The 15,867-nt window shown below is 73.5% G+C and carries 11 protein-coding genes and 1 tRNA gene; 9 read left to right on the top strand and 3 right to left on the bottom strand.

The window, feature by feature from the left end:
• Positions 1-36 precede the first annotated feature (36 nt).
• The 3 genes from hrpB to D7D94_RS06705 all read right to left on the bottom strand — a co-directional run bounded on the left by hrpB (position 37) and on the right by D7D94_RS06705 (position 3,591).
• Positions 37-2,559, bottom strand: coding sequence for an ATP-dependent helicase HrpB (gene hrpB, locus D7D94_RS06715; RefSeq protein WP_156241884.1), 2,523 nt, complete (start codon positions 2,557-2,559; stop codon positions 37-39).
• Positions 2,560-2,650: 91 nt separating this feature from the next.
• A tRNA-Arg gene (locus D7D94_RS06710) sits at positions 2,651-2,723 on the bottom strand.
• 16 nt (positions 2,724-2,739) lie between these two features.
• Positions 2,740-3,591 carry an SGNH/GDSL hydrolase family protein gene (locus D7D94_RS06705; protein WP_156241883.1) on the bottom strand — a complete coding sequence of 284 codons (852 nt, stop codon included), beginning with the start codon at positions 3,589-3,591 and terminating at the stop codon, positions 2,740-2,742.
• Between the two features lie 60 nt (positions 3,592-3,651).
• Between D7D94_RS06705 and argS the strand changes: the two genes are divergently transcribed.
• The 9 genes from argS to D7D94_RS06660 all read left to right on the top strand — a co-directional run bounded on the left by argS (position 3,652) and on the right by D7D94_RS06660 (position 15,827).
• Positions 3,652-5,316: an arginine--tRNA ligase gene (gene argS, locus D7D94_RS06700; RefSeq protein ID WP_156241882.1), complete on the top strand. Its 1,665-nt coding sequence runs from the start codon at positions 3,652-3,654 to the stop codon at positions 5,314-5,316.
• A gap of 1 nt (position 5,317) precedes the next feature.
• Entirely contained in the window at positions 5,318-6,085 is a 768-nt protein-coding gene (locus tag D7D94_RS06695) for an LmeA family phospholipid-binding protein (protein WP_156241881.1), read from the top strand.
• Positions 6,086-6,209: 124 nt separating this feature from the next.
• Positions 6,210-7,634, top strand: a complete 1,425-nt coding sequence (gene lysA / locus D7D94_RS06690) for a diaminopimelate decarboxylase (protein WP_156241880.1) — start codon at positions 6,210-6,212, stop codon at positions 7,632-7,634.
• The gene (locus D7D94_RS06685) at positions 7,631-8,929 is read left to right on the top strand and encodes a homoserine dehydrogenase (RefSeq protein WP_156241879.1); all 1,299 of its coding nucleotides are present in this window, start codon (positions 7,631-7,633) and stop codon (positions 8,927-8,929) included. Before lysA ends, D7D94_RS06685 begins: the two co-directional genes overlap by 4 nt.
• Positions 8,930-8,931: 2 nt before the next feature.
• Positions 8,932-10,020 carry a threonine synthase gene (gene thrC, locus D7D94_RS06680; protein WP_156241878.1) on the top strand — a complete coding sequence of 363 codons (1,089 nt, stop codon included), beginning with the start codon at positions 8,932-8,934 and terminating at the stop codon, positions 10,018-10,020.
• Complete coding sequence (gene thrB / locus D7D94_RS06675) at positions 10,017-10,949, top strand: homoserine kinase (protein WP_156241877.1); 933 nt, start codon at positions 10,017-10,019, stop codon at positions 10,947-10,949. The genes thrC and thrB overlap by 4 nt, the downstream gene beginning before the upstream one ends.
• A gap of 154 nt (positions 10,950-11,103) precedes the next feature.
• Complete coding sequence (gene rho / locus D7D94_RS06670; protein ID WP_425486986.1) at positions 11,104-13,281, top strand: transcription termination factor Rho; 2,178 nt, start codon at positions 11,104-11,106, stop codon at positions 13,279-13,281.
• A 19-nt stretch (positions 13,282-13,300) separates the two neighbouring features.
• Positions 13,301-14,374 (top strand): peptide chain release factor 1, encoded by a 1,074-nt coding sequence (gene prfA, locus D7D94_RS06665; RefSeq protein WP_156241876.1) that lies wholly within the window; start codon positions 13,301-13,303, stop codon positions 14,372-14,374.
• A 43-nt stretch (positions 14,375-14,417) separates the two neighbouring features.
• On the top strand, positions 14,418-15,827 hold the full coding sequence (locus tag D7D94_RS06660; protein ID WP_156241875.1) for an amidase: 1,410 nt from the start codon (positions 14,418-14,420) through the stop codon (positions 15,825-15,827).
• Positions 15,828-15,867 lie beyond the last annotated feature (40 nt).

Genomic DNA, 15,867 nt, shown 5'->3' with positions numbered 1-15,867 from the left:
GGTCGGATCTCCTGCGACGTGTCCCGCCGTCGGGCCTCAGCCGCCCGCCAGGCGCCGGTTCGTCTTGGCGGTGGCGGGCGCGGTCCACGGATCTTCGGGCCAGGGATGGCGCGGGTAGCGCCCGCGCATCTCCTTACGGACGTCCTGGTACGGTCCGTTCCAGAACGACTCCAGGTCGGCGGTCACGGCGAGCGGGCGGCGCGCGGGGGAGAGGAGATGGAACAGCACCGGCACCCGTCCGCCGACGAGCCGCGGAGTGCGGGCGAGGCCGAAGACCTCCTGCAGCTTCACGGCCACCACGGGCAGGCCCGCCGCGTCGTCGGCAGCGGGGTAGGCGATCCGCGCCGTGGAGCCCGAGGGCACCGCCAGCCGCTCGGGAGCGAGCTCGTCGATGCGCGCGGCCTCCGGCCACGGCAGCAGGCGGCGCAGCGCGCCGGCGACGTCGATGCCGCGGAGCGAGGCATCGGGCCGCATCCGCGCGAGGTCGGGTTCGAGCCAGTCGTCGAGCCGGTCGAGCAGCGCGTCGTCGTCGACCGCGGGCCAGGGAGCACCGAGGTGCCGGTGCAGCAGGGCCAGCCGACCGCGGAGCGCCGCCGCCGTCTCCGTCCAGTCGAGAGCCTCGAGACCCTCCGCCCGCAGGTGCGCCACCATTGCATGACCCACATCGCCCGGTTCGGCAGCCGCGGGCGTCGACGCCAGCACGATCGCGCCGAGCCGCCGCTCGAGGCGCACCCGCACGCGTCCGCCGTCGATCCGCGCCGAGCGCTCGGCGACGAGAAGCGGCGCGCCGACGTGCAGCGCCTCCTCCTCGCTCAGCGGGGCGGCCAGCCGGATCACGGCACCGGTCCCGTCGGCGGCACGGCCATCCGCCCGCTGGACATCGTGCACGGCGATCCACTCCGACGCGAGGAGCGCGCTGCCCTCGGGGAGCGCAGCGCGCGTGCCGCTCGCGAGCAGGTAGCTGCGGGAGCCCTCGCCCGTCCGACGAGCGATCCAGTCCGGACGGGCGAGCGCGACCACGATCCCCGCCGCACCGGCGCTCGCGCCCCTGCGCGCCCCCGCCCCCGCACCCGCGATCCGCGCGAGCCGCGTCGCCTCCCGCCGCCATCGCGCGGCGCCCGGCGCGCGGTCGTCCCGCAGCCCGCGCAGCAGTCGCGGCAGGTCGGCGTCGGCGTCGCGGTGGTCGTCGGAGATCGCCGCGACCACCTCGGCGGCTGCACGGGCGTCGGCGAGCTCGGCCGCGCCATCCAGCAGCGCCCGCGCCTCGCGCACGCCGACCGGCAGCGTCGCGATGCGGCGGCCGAGTTCCGTCGGGCGGCCGTCGCCGTCGACGAGGGCGAGCTCGCGGAGCACCGCCAGCGCGCTCGCCATCGCGCCGGGTGGCGGCGGCGTGAGCAGGGCGAGGCCCTCGCCGCCCGGCGTGCCCCAGGCGCCGAGGAGGAGCGCGCCGTCCACGAGATCGGCCGAGGCGATCTCGGGAGGTGCGGCAGGGACCATCCGCGCGAAGTCCGCCTGCGCGTAGAGGCGGATGGCCCGGCCCGGTCCCTGCCGAGCCGCGCGTCCTGCGCGCTGATCGGCGCTCGCGCGCGACGCGCTCACCGTCACCAGGCCCGTCATGTCGCGAGCACGGTCGCGTCGCACCTCGCGCGACAGCCCCGCGTCGATGACCAGGCGCACGCCGGGCACGGTGAGCGAGCTCTCCGCCAGTGCGGTCGACACGATGATGCGCGGCGGCTCGCCCGCGCCTCGCCCGCGGATGGCCCGGTCCTGGTCCCGTGCGGACAGGCGCCCGTGCAGCGGGAGGGCATCCGCGCCGCGCTCGCGAAGGAGCCGCACGACCTCGTCGACGTCGCGCGCGGACGGCAGGAACACGAGCGCGTCGTCCTCGCGGCGGGCCGCCGCGGTGACGTCCGCGACGTGCTGGAGGAACGGACGGGTGACGCCGCGGATGTCCAGGCGCGGCCCGTCCATCGGCGCGTACTCGATGGCGAGCGGATGGAGCGGCGAGGGGACGTCGACGACCGTCGCGTCGCCGAGGAGGGCCGCGATCGGCTCGGCGTCGACGGTGGCCGACATCGCGACGACGAGCAGGTCGTCGCGGAGGGCCCGGACCTCCGCCAGCATCCCGAGCAGCAGGTCGCTGTCCAGGGAGCGCTCGTGCACCTCGTCAAGCACGACCGCGTCGACGCCCTCGAGGGCAGGGTCGGCGAGCAGGCGCCGCAGCAGCACGCCGGGAGTGAGCGCTTCGACGCGCGTCGCGTCCGACACCTCGCGCTCGCCGCGGACCGTGAAGCCGACGGGCCCGCCGAGCGGCGATCCGTCGAGCTGCGCGATGCGGCGCGCGGCGGCCCGCACCGCCACCCGTCGCGGCTGCGTGAGGAGCACGCGGCCGGGCACGAGGTTCGCCACGAGCGGCGGCACGAACGTCGTCTTGCCGGTGCCGGGGGGAGCGGTGACCACCAGGGCGCCGTCGGCAGCGGCTTCGAGCCGCGCCTGCGCCGCCGACACCGTGAGCCCGGCGCCGACGCGAGCGAGGTCGAAGACGTGGCGTGCGGGCATACGACGATCATCTCAACCTCGGCGAGGAGGCGCCTGACGCGACCGGACATGGCGAAGGCCCCGCTCATCACGAGCGGGGCCTTCGCATCGGTGCCCCCGGAGGGATTCGAACCCCCGACCTTCGGTACCGGAAACCGGCGCTCTATCCCCTGAGCTACGGAGGCGTGCTGCTCGAGCCTATCAGCGCGCGGAGGGTGCCTCGTACACGTCGGACACCACGGGCGCGGCGGGCTCGACCTGCGGTTCGGCGGCCTCCACCTGCAGCGGCGCGGTCATCGCGTCGACGGCCGCCGCGAGGCGCTCGGCGAGGTAGGCGTGGCCCGCATCCGAGGGGTGGTCCGCGCCGCGCTTCGAGGTGTCGATGAGATGCGTGTAGTCGTCCTCGGTGATCCACTCCTCCTGCACGGGGGAGATGTACGGCCAGCCGCGATCGGCCGCGAGGCGCGTGAGGCGCTCGTCGATCTCCGCCGTGGGCGTCTCGACGGGAAGCACCTGCGGGGCGGGGCCGAGCACGACGACCGACGCGTCGGGGTAGGTGGCCTCGAGCGTGTCCCACGCCGCGTCGACGGCGGCGTCGTAGCGCGACAGGTCCTGGTGGCGGTCGTTGATCGATCCCTGCACCACGATGAGGTCGGGGGCGAGACGCGGATCGAGCGCGGCCATCCGCTCGCCGAAGTCGGGACCGTCGCGACCGGGCTTGAGGTACCCGCTGCCGCGCACCCCGTCCACGGTCGTGCGCCAGCCCTCGAGCGCGCCGAAGCGGTAGGCGTAGCCGAGGGTGCGCTCGGTGGCGGCGGACCCGTAGGTCCAGGAGTCGCCGAACACGAGCACGGACGGATCGTCGGGCAGCGAGAGCTGCGACGGCGGGGCGGGCGCGACGTCGCTCGACGTCGGCCCGGCGGCGACCGCGGCGGGGGTCTCGAGCGGCGCCCAGGGTCGCCAGAGGCCCAGCACGAGGACGGTGCCGAGGAGGAGGAAGCCAGCCGCGGCGAGCACCACGGCGACATGGCGTTTCGGGTGCGCCAGGGTCATGGTGTCGAGGATAGGCGCTCGCGGCGAGCGCTCCGGACGGCCCGGTAAACTCGACCCGCTATGAACCCGGATTCCCTCGCCGCCGCCCTGCTCGCCGTCCTCACCCCGATCGTCGAGCGACGCCGGCCGGAGGAGTCCTTCGACCTCGCCGCCGGCGACGTCGCCTTCGAGCGCCCCAAGAACCGCGATCACGGCGACTGGGCCACCAACATCGCCATGAAGCTCGCCAAGCGCCTCGGCGCGAACCCGCGCGAGCTCGGCCAGGAGATCGCCGACGCGCTCGCCGCGGTCGAGGGCGTCGCGTCCGCCGAGGTCGCGGGCCCGGGCTTCATCAACATCCGCCTCGATGCCGCAGCGGCTGGCGCCCTCGCGAAGACGATCGTCGATGCGGGCGACGCCTACGGCCGCAACGAGACGCAGGTCGGCAACACCATCAACCTCGAGTTCGTCAGCGCGAACCCGACCGGCCCGCTCCACATCGGCCACACCCGCTGGGCGGCGCTCGGCGACTCCATCGCCCGCGTGCTGAAGGCCAGCGGCGCCGACCTCGTCAGCGAGTACTACGTCAACGACGCCGGCGCGCAGATGGACAAGTTCGGCGCCAGCGTGCTCGCGAGCGCGAAGGGGGAGCCCACCCCCGAGGGCGGCTACCCCGGCCAGTACATCGCCGACCTCGCGCAGGCCGTGCTCGCCGAGCGACCCGACCTGCTCGAGCTCGACCCCGAGGCGCAGCTCGCCACCGCGCGCGAGCTCGCGTACGCGCGCCAGCTGCGCGAGATCCAGCAGTCGCTCGAGACGTTCAACGTGCACTTCGACGTGTTCTTCAGCGAGCGCACGCTGCACGCGAAGGATGGCGGCGCCAGCGCGATCGACGAGGCGATCGACCGTCTCGCGGCGCAGGGCCACGTCTTCGAGGACGGCGGCGCGGTGTGGGTGCGCACCACGACGTTCGGCGACGACAAGGACCGCGTCGTCCGCCGCTCGGACAGCGAGATCTACACGTACTTCGCCGCCGACGCCGCGTACTACCTGAGCAAGTCCGACCGCGGCTACCAGCACAAGATCTACCTGCTGGGCGCCGACCATCACGGCTACGTGCACCGTCTGAAGGCGCTCGCGGGCGCCGCCGGCGACGACCCGCAGAAGGACATCGAGGTGCTCATCGGGCAGCTCGTGTCGGTCAACGGCGCGCGGCTCTCCAAGCGCGCGGGCAACATCATCGAGATGGACGACCTCATCTCGTGGATCGGCACCGATGCGCTGCGCTACTCGCTCGCGCGGTACCCCGCCGACTCGCCCCTCGCGCTCGACCCCGAGCAGCTGCGCAAGCGCACGAACGACAACCCCGTCTTCTACGTGCAGTACGCGCACGCCCGCACCCACAACGTCGCGCGCAACGCGGTCGACTCGGGCGTCGACCGCTCGACGTTCGCGCCCGAGCTGCTCGACCACGAGACCGAGAGCGCGCTGCTGGGCGCCCTGCAGGAGTTCCCGCGCATCGTGGCCTTCGCCGCCGAGCTGCGCGAGCCGCACCGCATCGCCCGGTACCTCGAGGAGCTCGCCGGGCTCTACCACCGCTGGTACGACAACTGCCGCGTCACGCCCAAGGGCGACGAGCCGGTGGAGCCCGTGCACGGCACCCGCCTGTGGCTGAACGACGCCACCGGCCAGGTGCTCCGCAACGGCCTGCACCTGCTCGGCGTCAGCGCCCCCGAGCGGATGTGACGTGACGGCGCGTCGGCGGGTTCGCGCGCTCATCGCCGCGGGGGTTGCGATCGTGCTCGTCGTGGCGGTGCTCGTGGTCGGCGAGCTCGTCGCGCGACGGATGGTCGAGCAGCGCGTGCGGGAGACGATCGTCTCCGAGCTGGATCTGCCCGCCGACCAGCGGATCGACGTCGGCGTCGGGGGGATCGTGCTCGCGCAGCTCATCGCCGGTCGCCTCGACGACCTGTCGGTCCGCAGCGACGACGTCTCGGTCGGCGGCCTCTCCGGCGACGTCGCGATCCGCGCGCACGGCGTGCCCGTGCGCGGCGAAGACCTCGGCGCGCTCGGCGGCACCGCGCGCATCGCGCTCGATGAGGCGGATGTCGATGCGCTGCTCGACGAGGTCGGCGGCGGCTGGCTGTCGTGGGGCGACATCGACGTGTCGCTCCCCGGCCCGGCCGCCGAGCTCTCGACGACCGCGTCGCTGTTCGGGGTGCCCATCCCGCTGGCCTTCAGCGCGGTGCCCGGCGTGCAGGACGGCGACGTCGTCCTCGCCCCGGAGTCGATCCGCGTCGGCGGCCTCGAGCTCACGGCCGACACGCTCGCCCAGGCGCCGATCGATCTGAGCGCCCTCGCCGAGCCGCTCGTCGTGTGCGACGGCGACGCGCTGCCGGATGGCCTCGAGGTCGTCTCCGCGGACGTCGAGCACGCAGAACTCGTCGTGCGTCTGTCGCTCGCCGACGGCGCCGCCGCCGACATCCGCGCCTGGGCATCGGCCGGCTGCGTCTGAGCCGCGTGTCGCCGCGCGTCGCGGTGCGGACGCGGGCGGCGAGAGCGTGCCATAGACTCTCAGTCACCGCGGCGACGTGAGCATCCCGCGCCGCGGCGAACCCCATTCCCACGATTGGTGACCCGTGTCCTCGTCCGCCCTCGCGCCCGCATGGCTCACGCCCCCCGCCGACCCCAACGACCTCGCGCCCGGCGTGTGGCCCGCGTCGGCCGTCCGTGACGCGACCGGCGCGCTCGTCGTCGCCGGCGCATCGGCTCCCGCCCTCGCCCGCGAGTTCGGCACGCCGCTCGTCGTGATCGACGAGGACGAGGCGCGCACGCGAGCCGCCCGCACCCGCACCGCGTTCGACGCCGCCGCCGCCCGCCGTGGCGGCTCGGCACGCGTCTACTACGCGGGGAAGGCGTTCCTCAGCGCCGAGATCGCGCGCTGGATGGTCGCGGCCGGCCTCCACGTGGACGTCTGCTCGAGCGGCGAGCTCGCGGTCGCCCTCGCGGCCGGCGTCCCCGCCGCGAGCATCGGCTACCACGGCAACAACAAGCGGATGTGGGAGCTCGAGCGTGCGGTGACGGCCGGCGTCGGCACGATCATCGTCGACTCCGCGATCGAGATCGAGCGCCTGGCCGCGATCACCGAGCGCCTCGACGCCGACCAGACCGTGCTCGTGCGGGTGAACAGCGGCGTGCACGCCGAGACCCACCACTTCCTCGCGACCGCGCACGAGGACCAGAAGTTCGGCTTCACCCTCGCCGCCGCCGAGGAGGCCGTCGCGCGCATCCGCGAGCTGCCGCACCTCGCCTTCGCGGGGCTCCACTGCCACATCGGGTCGCAGATCTTCGGCGTCGCCGGCTTCCGCGAGTCCGCCTCACGGGTCGTCGAGCTGCACGAGCGCCTGCTGGCCGGCGGCGACATCCCGGTGCTGAACCTCGGCGGCGGCTTCGGCATCGCCTACACGCGCGCCGACGACCCGTCGCCCATCGAGGAGCTCGCCGACGGCATCGTCGACGCCGTCGCCGACGAGTGCGCGGCGCGAGGCATCCCCCTGCCGACGCTCGCCTTCGAGCCCGGCCGCAGCGTGATCGGGACCGCGGGCGTGACGCTCTACGAGGTCGGCACGATCAAGCCCGTGCACGTCGCGACCGACGACGGCGACGCCGAGCGCCTGTACGTGAGCGTCGACGGCGGCATGAGCGACAACGCGCGCCCCGCGCTCTACGAGGCGCAGTACTCCGCGCGCATCGCCTCGCGCGAGGGCGTCGACGGCCCCGCGCTCGTGCGCGTGGTCGGCATGCACTGCGAGTCGGGCGACGTCGTCGTCGACCACGAGTACCTTCCCGGCGACGTCACCCCCGGCGACCTGCTCGCCGTGCCGGTGACCGGCGCGTACACGGTGCCGCTCGCGAGCAACTACAACCATGTCCCGCGCCCGCCCGTCGTGGCGGTGCGAGCGGGAAGCGCCCGCGTCATCGTGCGCGGCGAGACGATCGACGATCTGCTCGCCCGCGACGCCGGGCTCGACAGCGGTCCCACGGCCGAAGAGGGAGAAGGATGATCGACCATCGCACGCTGAGGGTCGCCCTGCTGGGCGCCGGTTCCGTCGGATCGCAGGTCGCGCGCCTGCTGCGCGAGCACGGCGACGACTTCGCCGAGCGCAGCGGAGCCCGCCTCGAACTCGCGGGCATTCTCGTGCGCGACCTCGACGCCCCGCGCGACGTCGACCTGCCGCGCGAGCTGCTCACGACCGACGCCGAGAGCCTCATCGTCGGCGCCGACATCGTCATCGAGCTGATGGGCGGCATCGAGCCCGCTCGCACGCACATCCTCACCGCGCTGAACTCGGGCGCCGACGTCGTCACGGGCAACAAGGCGCTGCTCGCCCAGCACGGGCCGGAGATCTTCGACGCCGCCGACCAGGTCGGCGCATCCGTCTCCTACGAGGCGGCCGTGGCCGGGGCCATCCCGATCATCCGCCCGCTGAAGGACTCCCTCGCCGGCGACCGGATCGTGCGCATCTTCGGGATCGTGAACGGGTCGACGAACTTCATCCTCGACAAGATGGACCGCGAGGGCCTCTCCGCCGAGGACGCGCAGCGGCTCGCCACCGACCTCGGGTACCTCGAGGCCGATCCCACCCTCGATCTCGAGGGCTACGACGCCGCGCAGAAGGCGGCCATCCTCGCCAGCCTCGCGTTCCACACCGAGGTGTCGATGGACGACGTGCACCGCGAGGGCATCGAGTCGATCACCGCCGACATGATCGAGGGCGCCCGCCGCGCGGGCTTCGTCATCAAGCTGCTGGCCATCTGCGAGCGGCTCGCCGACGCCGACGGCGAGGCGATCTCGGTGCGCGTGTATCCCGCGCTCATCAGCCGCGAGCACCCGCTGGCCACCGTGCACGGCGGCAACAACGCGGTGTTCGTCGAGGGCGAGGCCGCCGGCCCGCTCATGTTCTACGGCGCGGGGGCCGGCGGCGTGCAGACCGCGTCGGCCGTGCTCGGCGACGTCGTCTCCGCCGCCCGCCGCCACATCGCCGGCGGCGTGGGCGTGGGGGAGTCGGCGCGGCAGAGCCTGCCGACCGCCGAGATCGGCCGGATCAGCACCCGCTACCAGATCACCCTCGAGGTGTCCGACGAGCAGGGCGTCCTCGCCGTGATCGCCGGCATCCTCAACGACGGCGGCGTCTCCGCGGCGACCGTCGAGCAGACCGTCGATGACGAGGGCACCGCCCGCATCGTGATCGGAACCCACAGGGCTCGCGAGCAGGCACTCGGCGACACTGTCGCCCGCCTGGCCGAGAGCGATGTCGTCGTGCGCGTGGCGTCCGTGCTGCGCGTGGAAGGAGAATGACCATGGCACACGTCTGGCGCGGAGTGATGCGCGAATTCGCCGACCGTCTGGGCGTCACCGACGCCTCGACCGTCGTGACGCTCGGCGAGGGCGGCACGCCGCTCGTCCCGGCGCGCGTGCTGTCGGAGATGACCGGCGCGGATGTCTGGATCAAGTTCGAGGGCATGAACCCGACCGGCTCCTTCAAGGACCGCGGCATGACCGTCGCCCTCTCGCGCGCGGTCGAGCACGGCGCGAAGGCCGTCATCTGCGCCTCCACCGGCAACACGTCGGCGTCCGCCGCCGCCTACGCCGCGCACGCCGGCATCACCGCCGCCGTGCTCGTGCCCGAGGGCAAGATCGCCATGGGCAAGCTCAGCCAGGCCGTCATCCACGGCGGGCAGCTCATCCAGATCCGCGGCAACTTCGACGACTGCCTCGAGATCGCGCGCGAGCTCAGCGAGAACTACCCCGTGCACCTCGTGAACTCGGTCAATCCCGACCGCATCGAGGGCCAGAAGACCGCGGCGTACGAGGTCGTCTCGCAGCTCGGCGACGCCTCCGACTTCCACTTCATCCCGATCGGCAACGCGGGCAACTACACCGCCTACTCGCGCGGGTTCATGGAGGAGGCGGCCGCCGGCACCTCGACGCGCGTGCCGCGCATGTTCGGCTTCCAGGCCGAGGGCTCCGCGCCCATCGTCCGCGGCGAGGTCGTGCGCAACCCCGAGACCATCGCCACGGCCATCCGCATCGGCAACCCCGCCTCGTGGGAGCTCGCTCTCGACGCGCGGGAGAAGACCGACGGCTACTTCGGTGCGATCTCGGACAAGGCCATCCTCGCCGCGCAGAAGCTGCTCGCCAGCACCGCCGGCGTCTTCGTCGAGCCGGCCTCGGCCATCGGCGTCGCGGGTCTGCTGGAGCGCTCGGCCGCGGGCGTCATCCCCGCCGGATCGCGCGTGACGATCACCGTCACCGGCCACGGCCTGAAGGACCCGCAGTGGGCCCTCACGCAGGAGGATGGGTCGCAGGTCACCCCGACCGTCGTCGACGCCGCGCCCCGCGACGTCGCCGAGGTGCTGGGACTCTCGCCCGTCGGAGCGCCCGCGTGACGCCACCTCGGCGCTCGGTGCACGTCCGCGTGCCGGCCACGAGCGCCAACCTCGGCCCCGGGTTCGACACCCTGGGTCTCGCGCTGTCGGCGTACGACGAGCTCACCGTCACGACCCTGCCCGAGGGCGAGCTCGAGATCGAGGTCAGCGGCTCGGGAGCCGAGCACATCCCGCGTGACGGCTCCCACCTGATCGTGCGGGCCATCCGCCACGTCTTCGCCGACGTCGACCGCCCCGCTCCCGGCCTGCGGCTCGTCGCTCACAACGGCGTGCCGCACGGGCGAGGTCTGGGCTCGTCGGGCGCGGCGGTCTCGGCCGGCGTGCTCGCGGCGAAGGGCCTGCTCGAGGGCGAGGTGGAGCTGTCGGAGAACGACCTGCTGCGCCTCGCGACCGAGCTGGAGGGACACCCCGACAACGTCGCGCCCGCGCTGTTCGGCGGGCTCACGATCGCGTGGATGGACGAGACCGGCCCGCAGCACAAGAAGCTGCTCGTGCACCGCGGCGTCGCGCCCGTCGTCTTCGTGCCGGAGACGACCATGTCGACCTCGCTCGCCCGCACCCTGCAGCCGCTGCAGGTGCCGCGCGAGGACGCCGTGTTCAACGTCTCGCGCTCGGCCCTCCTCATCGCCGCGCTCACGCAGAGCCCCGAGCTGCTGCTGGCCGCGACCGACGACAAGCTCCACCAGAACTACCGCGCGGAGGCCATGCCCGAGACCAACCGGCTCGTGCAGGCGCTGCGTGCGGAGGGGTTCGCGGCCGTCGTCTCGGGCGCCGGCCCCAGCGTGCTCGTGCTCGCGGATGGCCCCGGTCGCCGTCTCGAGGCGGCCGAGCTCGTCGCGCAGATCGCAGACACCCCGTGGGACGCCCTCATGCTCGCCGTCGATTTCAAAGGTGGTACTGTGAGGGAAGTCCCGGTGGGTGCTGAATAGCACGTTCAAAGCCACCGTCGCAATTCTGCGAAGCCCCCGCACGGTCCCAGCCTTCTTCCTCTGACAGGCCAGGACTCACGCGCGTCGTGGCGCGCGTCAGCGAATCTCGCCAGTGCGGTTCGGGTCATGCCACGCAATACCGACAGGAGTACTCGTGGAGCACATCTCCGAGATCCAGAACGAAGCCGTCGGCGAAGGAGAGACCCTCTTCGACGCGCAGCCCGACATGCAGACGACCGAGACGTCGCCCGCCGAGTCGCCGGCCGAGCCCGAGGCGGCTCCCGCCAAGCCCGTGCGCAAGCGCGCCCCGCGCCGCGTGAAGTCGACCGGCCTCGCCGCCGACGCCGCCGCTGCGGAGGGCGCGCCTGCCGCTGACGCCGCGCCCGTCGAGGCGCCCGCTCCCGACGCGCCTGCTGCCGACGCGCCGGATGGCGCCGCTGCCGAGTCCGCGGAAGGTGCGGCTGTCGAGGGCGCAGACGCCCCCGCCGCGCCCGCCGAGGAGGCTCCGGCCAAGCCCGCCCGCAAGCGCGCACCGCGCCGCCCCAAGAAGGTCGAGCCCGTCGTCGAGGCGCCCGAGGAGACCCCGGCCGACGCCGAGATCCCCGCCGCCGACGCGACCGCCGCGCCGGCGACCGACGAGCAGGCCGAGGCCGCCACCGCCGACGTCGCTCCCGAGTCCGCCGAGGCGGCCGCCGACGCGGAGACCGAGACCGCCGAGAGCGAGACGGCCGCGCCCGAGACGGCCGCCGCCGACACCGCCGCCGAGTCGGCGGACGCCGAGACGACCGACGCCGCGGCAGCGACGGAGGACGCCACCGGCCGCAGCGAGGGCAACCGCAGCGACGACAACCGCAGCGAGGGCAACCGCGCCGAGGGCGAGAAGTCCGAGGAGGGCAACGGCCGTCGCGGACGCAACCGCAACCGCCGCGGCCGCAACAAGGCGGGCGGCGACGCGCAGGCCGCCGAGGAGACCCGCGCCCCGCAGCAGGACGAGGCCAAGGACGACGAGGGCGGCGAGCGCACCGAGCGCGGCAACCAGCGTCAGGGCCGCAATCAGAACCAGGCGCAGACGCAGGCGCAGACCGAGGGTCGCGGCCGCGCTCGCAACACCAAGCGCCGCGGCGGCGCGGATGACGAGTTCGACACCGAGATCGGCGAGGACGACGTCCTCATCCCGATCGCCGGCGTGCTCGACGTGCTCGACAACTACGCCTTCGTCCGCACCACGGGCTACCTCCCCGGCCACCAGGACGTCTACGTCTCGCTCGGCCAGGTGAAGAAGTACCACCTGCGCAAGGGCGACGCGATCGTCGGCGCCATCAAGCAGCCGCGCGAGGGCGAGTCGAGCGGACGTCAGAAGTACAACGCGCTCGTGAAGGTCGACTCGATCAACGGCCTGTCCGTCGAGGACGCCGCCGGTCGCGTGGAGTTCGGCGACCTCACGCCGCTCTACCCGCAGGAGCGCCTGCGCCTGGAGACCGCCCCCGAGAAGCTCACGCAGCGGATCATCGACCTCATCTCGCCGATCGGCAAGGGTCAGCGCGGCCTCATCGTCGCGCCCCCGAAGGCCGGCAAGACGATCGTCCTGCAGCAGATCGCGAACGCCATCTCGCAGAACAACCCCGAGGCCCACCTCATGGTCGTGCTCGTCGACGAGCGCCCCGAGGAGGTCACCGACATGCAGCGCTCGGTGAAGGGCGAGGTCATCGCCTCGACCTTCGACCGTCCGGCCGAGGACCACACCACGGTCGCCGAGCTCGCCATCGAGCGCGCGAAGCGCCTCGTCGAGCTGGGTCGCGACGTCGTCGTGCTCCTCGACTCGATCACCCGCCTGGGCCGCGCCTACAACATCTCCGCTCCGACGTCGGGCCGCGTGCTCTCCGGCGGCGTGGACGCCTCGGCGCTGTACCCGCCGAAGCGCTTCTTCGGCGCCGCGCGCAACATCGAGAACGGCGGCTCGCTGACCATCCTCGCGACCGCGCTCGTGGAGACCGGCTCGAAGATGGACGAGGTGATCTTCGAGGAGTTCAAGGGCACCGGCAACATGGAGCTGCGCCTGTCGCGCCAGCTCGCCGACAAGCGCATCTTCCCGGCCGTCGACGTCAACGCGTCGTCCACCCGCCGCGAGGAGATGCTGCTCTCCGCCGACGAGGTCAAGATCACGTGGAAGCTGCGCCGCGCCCTCGCCGGGCTCGACCAGCAGCACGCGCTCGGCGTCATCCTCGACAAGCTCAAGGAGACGCAGTCGAACGTGGAGTTCCTCGTCCAGATGCAGAAGACGATGCCGGCCACCGGCGGACGCGGCTCGGGTCACGAGAACGACATCCGCTGACGCGGGCGGGGGAGCAGGAGTGTTCGAGTCCGTTCAGGGACTGATCGACGAGCACCGGCGGGTCCAGGAGGAGCTCTCGGACCCCGCCGTGCACGCCGACGCCGCGCGTGCCAAGCGCGTCAACCGGCGCTACGCCGAGCTCAGCCGCATCGTGCGCGCGCACGAGGAGTGGGAGGCCGCGGGGGAGGACCTCGCGGCCGCCCGCGAGCTCGCCAAGGAGGACGAGGCCTTCGCGGAGGAGGTCCCGGCCCTCGAGGAGAATCTCGCGCAGACGCAGGAGCGCTTGCGTCGCCTGCTCATCCCGCGCGACCCCGACGACGCGCGCGACGTGATCATGGAGATCAAGGCCGGCGAGGGCGGGGCGGAGAGCGCCCTGTTCGCGGCGGACCTCCTGCGCATGTACATGCAGTACGCCGCGTCCAAGGGGTGGAAGACCGAGCTCCTCGAGCGCGACGAGTCCGACCTCGGCGGCTACAAGAACGTGCAGGTCGCGATCAAGGGCACGTCGAACGACCCCGCGCAGGGCGTGTGGGCGCACCTCAAGTACGAGGGCGGCGTCCACCGCGTGCAGCGCGTGCCCGCGACCGAGTCGCAGGGCCGCATCCACACGTCGACGACGGGCGTGCTCGTCTTCCCCGAGGTGGATGAGCCCGAGGAGATTCAGATCGACGCGAACGATCTGAAGATCGACGTGTTCCGGTCGTCCGGCCCCGGCGGCCAGTCCGTCAACACGACCGACTCCGCCGTCCGCATCACGCACGTGCCGACGGGCATCGTCGTGTCGATGCAGAACGAGAAGTCGCAGCTGCAGAACCGCGAGGCCGGCATGCGCGTCCTGCGTGCGCGCCTTCTCGCGCGCCAGCAGGAGGAGCTCGCCGCGGTCGCCGCCGATGCGCGCAAGTCGCAGATCCGCGGCATGGACCGCTCCGAGCGCATCCGCACGTACAACTTCCCCGAGAACCGCATCGCGGATCACCGCACCGGGTACAAGTCGTACAACCTCGATCAGGTGATGGACGGCGCCCTCGGCCCGGTCGTCGAGTCCTGCATCGAAGCAGACGAGGCCGAGCGCCTCGCGTCGCTCGGCGACTGACTTCGTCGCTCCGGCCATCCGCTCGCTGCGAGAGGATGGCCGGATGGAGTTCCACGAGATGGGCGCGGTGGCCCTCGCCGCCGCGCTGCAGGCCGGCGAGGCGTCGCCGCGCGACGTCGCCGCGCACTTCCTCGCGCGCATCGAGCGAGCGGATGGCGCGCTCGGCGCCTTCACGGAGGTGACGGCCGAGCGCGCGCTCGCGCAGGCGGATGCCCTCGGCGCCCCCGACCCGAGCCGTGCGCTGTGGGGCCTGCCGCTCGCCGACAAGGACCTCACCGCCCGTACCGGCGTGCCGACACGGTACGGGTCGCGCGCGTTCGCGTCATACGTGCCCGCGGCGTCGGACCCGCTCGCGCTCGCCCTTGACGAGCTCGGCGCGGTCAGCCTCGGCAAGACGAACACCCCCGAGTTCGGGATGACGGGGTACACGGAGTCGCGCGTCGCGCCGCCGGCGCGGAATCCGTGGGATCCCGCGACCGGCGCGGGCGGGTCGAGCGGGGGTGCGGCCGTGGCCGTCGCCGCCGGTCTCCTTCCCGTCGCGCCCGCGTCGGATGGCGGCGGGTCGATCCGCATCCCGTCGGCGACCGTGGGCGTCGTGGGCCTGAAGCCCTCGCGCGGACGGCTGCCGATCGGCTCGGGGATGGACGTGCCGGGCGGCCTCTCCGTCGCGGGGCCGATCGGCCGCACCGTCGCGGACGCGGCGTTCCTGCTCGACGCGCTTGTGCCATCCGCGCCGTACGCCTACGCCACGCGGGCCCCGGGCGAGGGCCCGTTCCTGCCCTGCGCGATGCGGGAGCCGGGCCCGCTGCGCGTCGGATTCACGACCGCGACGCCCTGGGACGGGTGGACGGACACGACTCTCCACCCGTCCGCGCGCGAGGCCTTCGCCGCGGGACTGGCGGCGCTCGCGCGGCTCGGGCACGACGTCGAGGACGCGCACTGGCGGCCGACCGGCTACCCGGAGCTGTTCACCACGATCTGGCGGGCATCGGCCGCGCGCATCCCGGTGCCCGACGAACGGCTGGACGAGGACCTCGAGCCGCTCACGGCGTGGCTCGTGCGGGAGGGGCGCGCGCTGCCGGCCGAGCGGCTGCTCGCCGCGTACGCCGCCGCGACCGCCTTCGAGCGGGCGACGATCGCGGCCTTCGCCCCGTTCGACGTCGTCGTGACGCCGGCGCTCGCGCAGTCGCCGCGCCCCATCGGATGGCACGATGCCGACGACCCCGAGCGGAACTTCGCGCAGCAGTGCTCCTACGCGCCGCACACGAGCTTCGTGAACGTGTGCGGGCTCCCGGCCCTGACCGTTCCGCTCGTGCCCGACGAGACCGGCCGTCCCGTGAGCGTGCAGCTCATCGGACGCCCCGGGGGAGAGGCCGCGATCATCTCCCTCGCCGCGCAGCTGGAGGCCGAGCGCGGTCCGCTGCCGTGGCCGTCCGGCGTGCTCGCGCGCTGACGCCGTGCAGCGGGCTCCGCCGCTTCCTTCGTCGAGCGAG

Source organism: Microbacterium oryzae (assembly GCF_009735645.1).
Taxonomy (GTDB): domain Bacteria; phylum Actinomycetota; class Actinomycetes; order Actinomycetales; family Microbacteriaceae; genus Microbacterium; species Microbacterium oryzae.
Note: the sequence above shows the minus strand (reverse complement) of the source record. Positions and strands in the feature narration are given on the sequence as shown.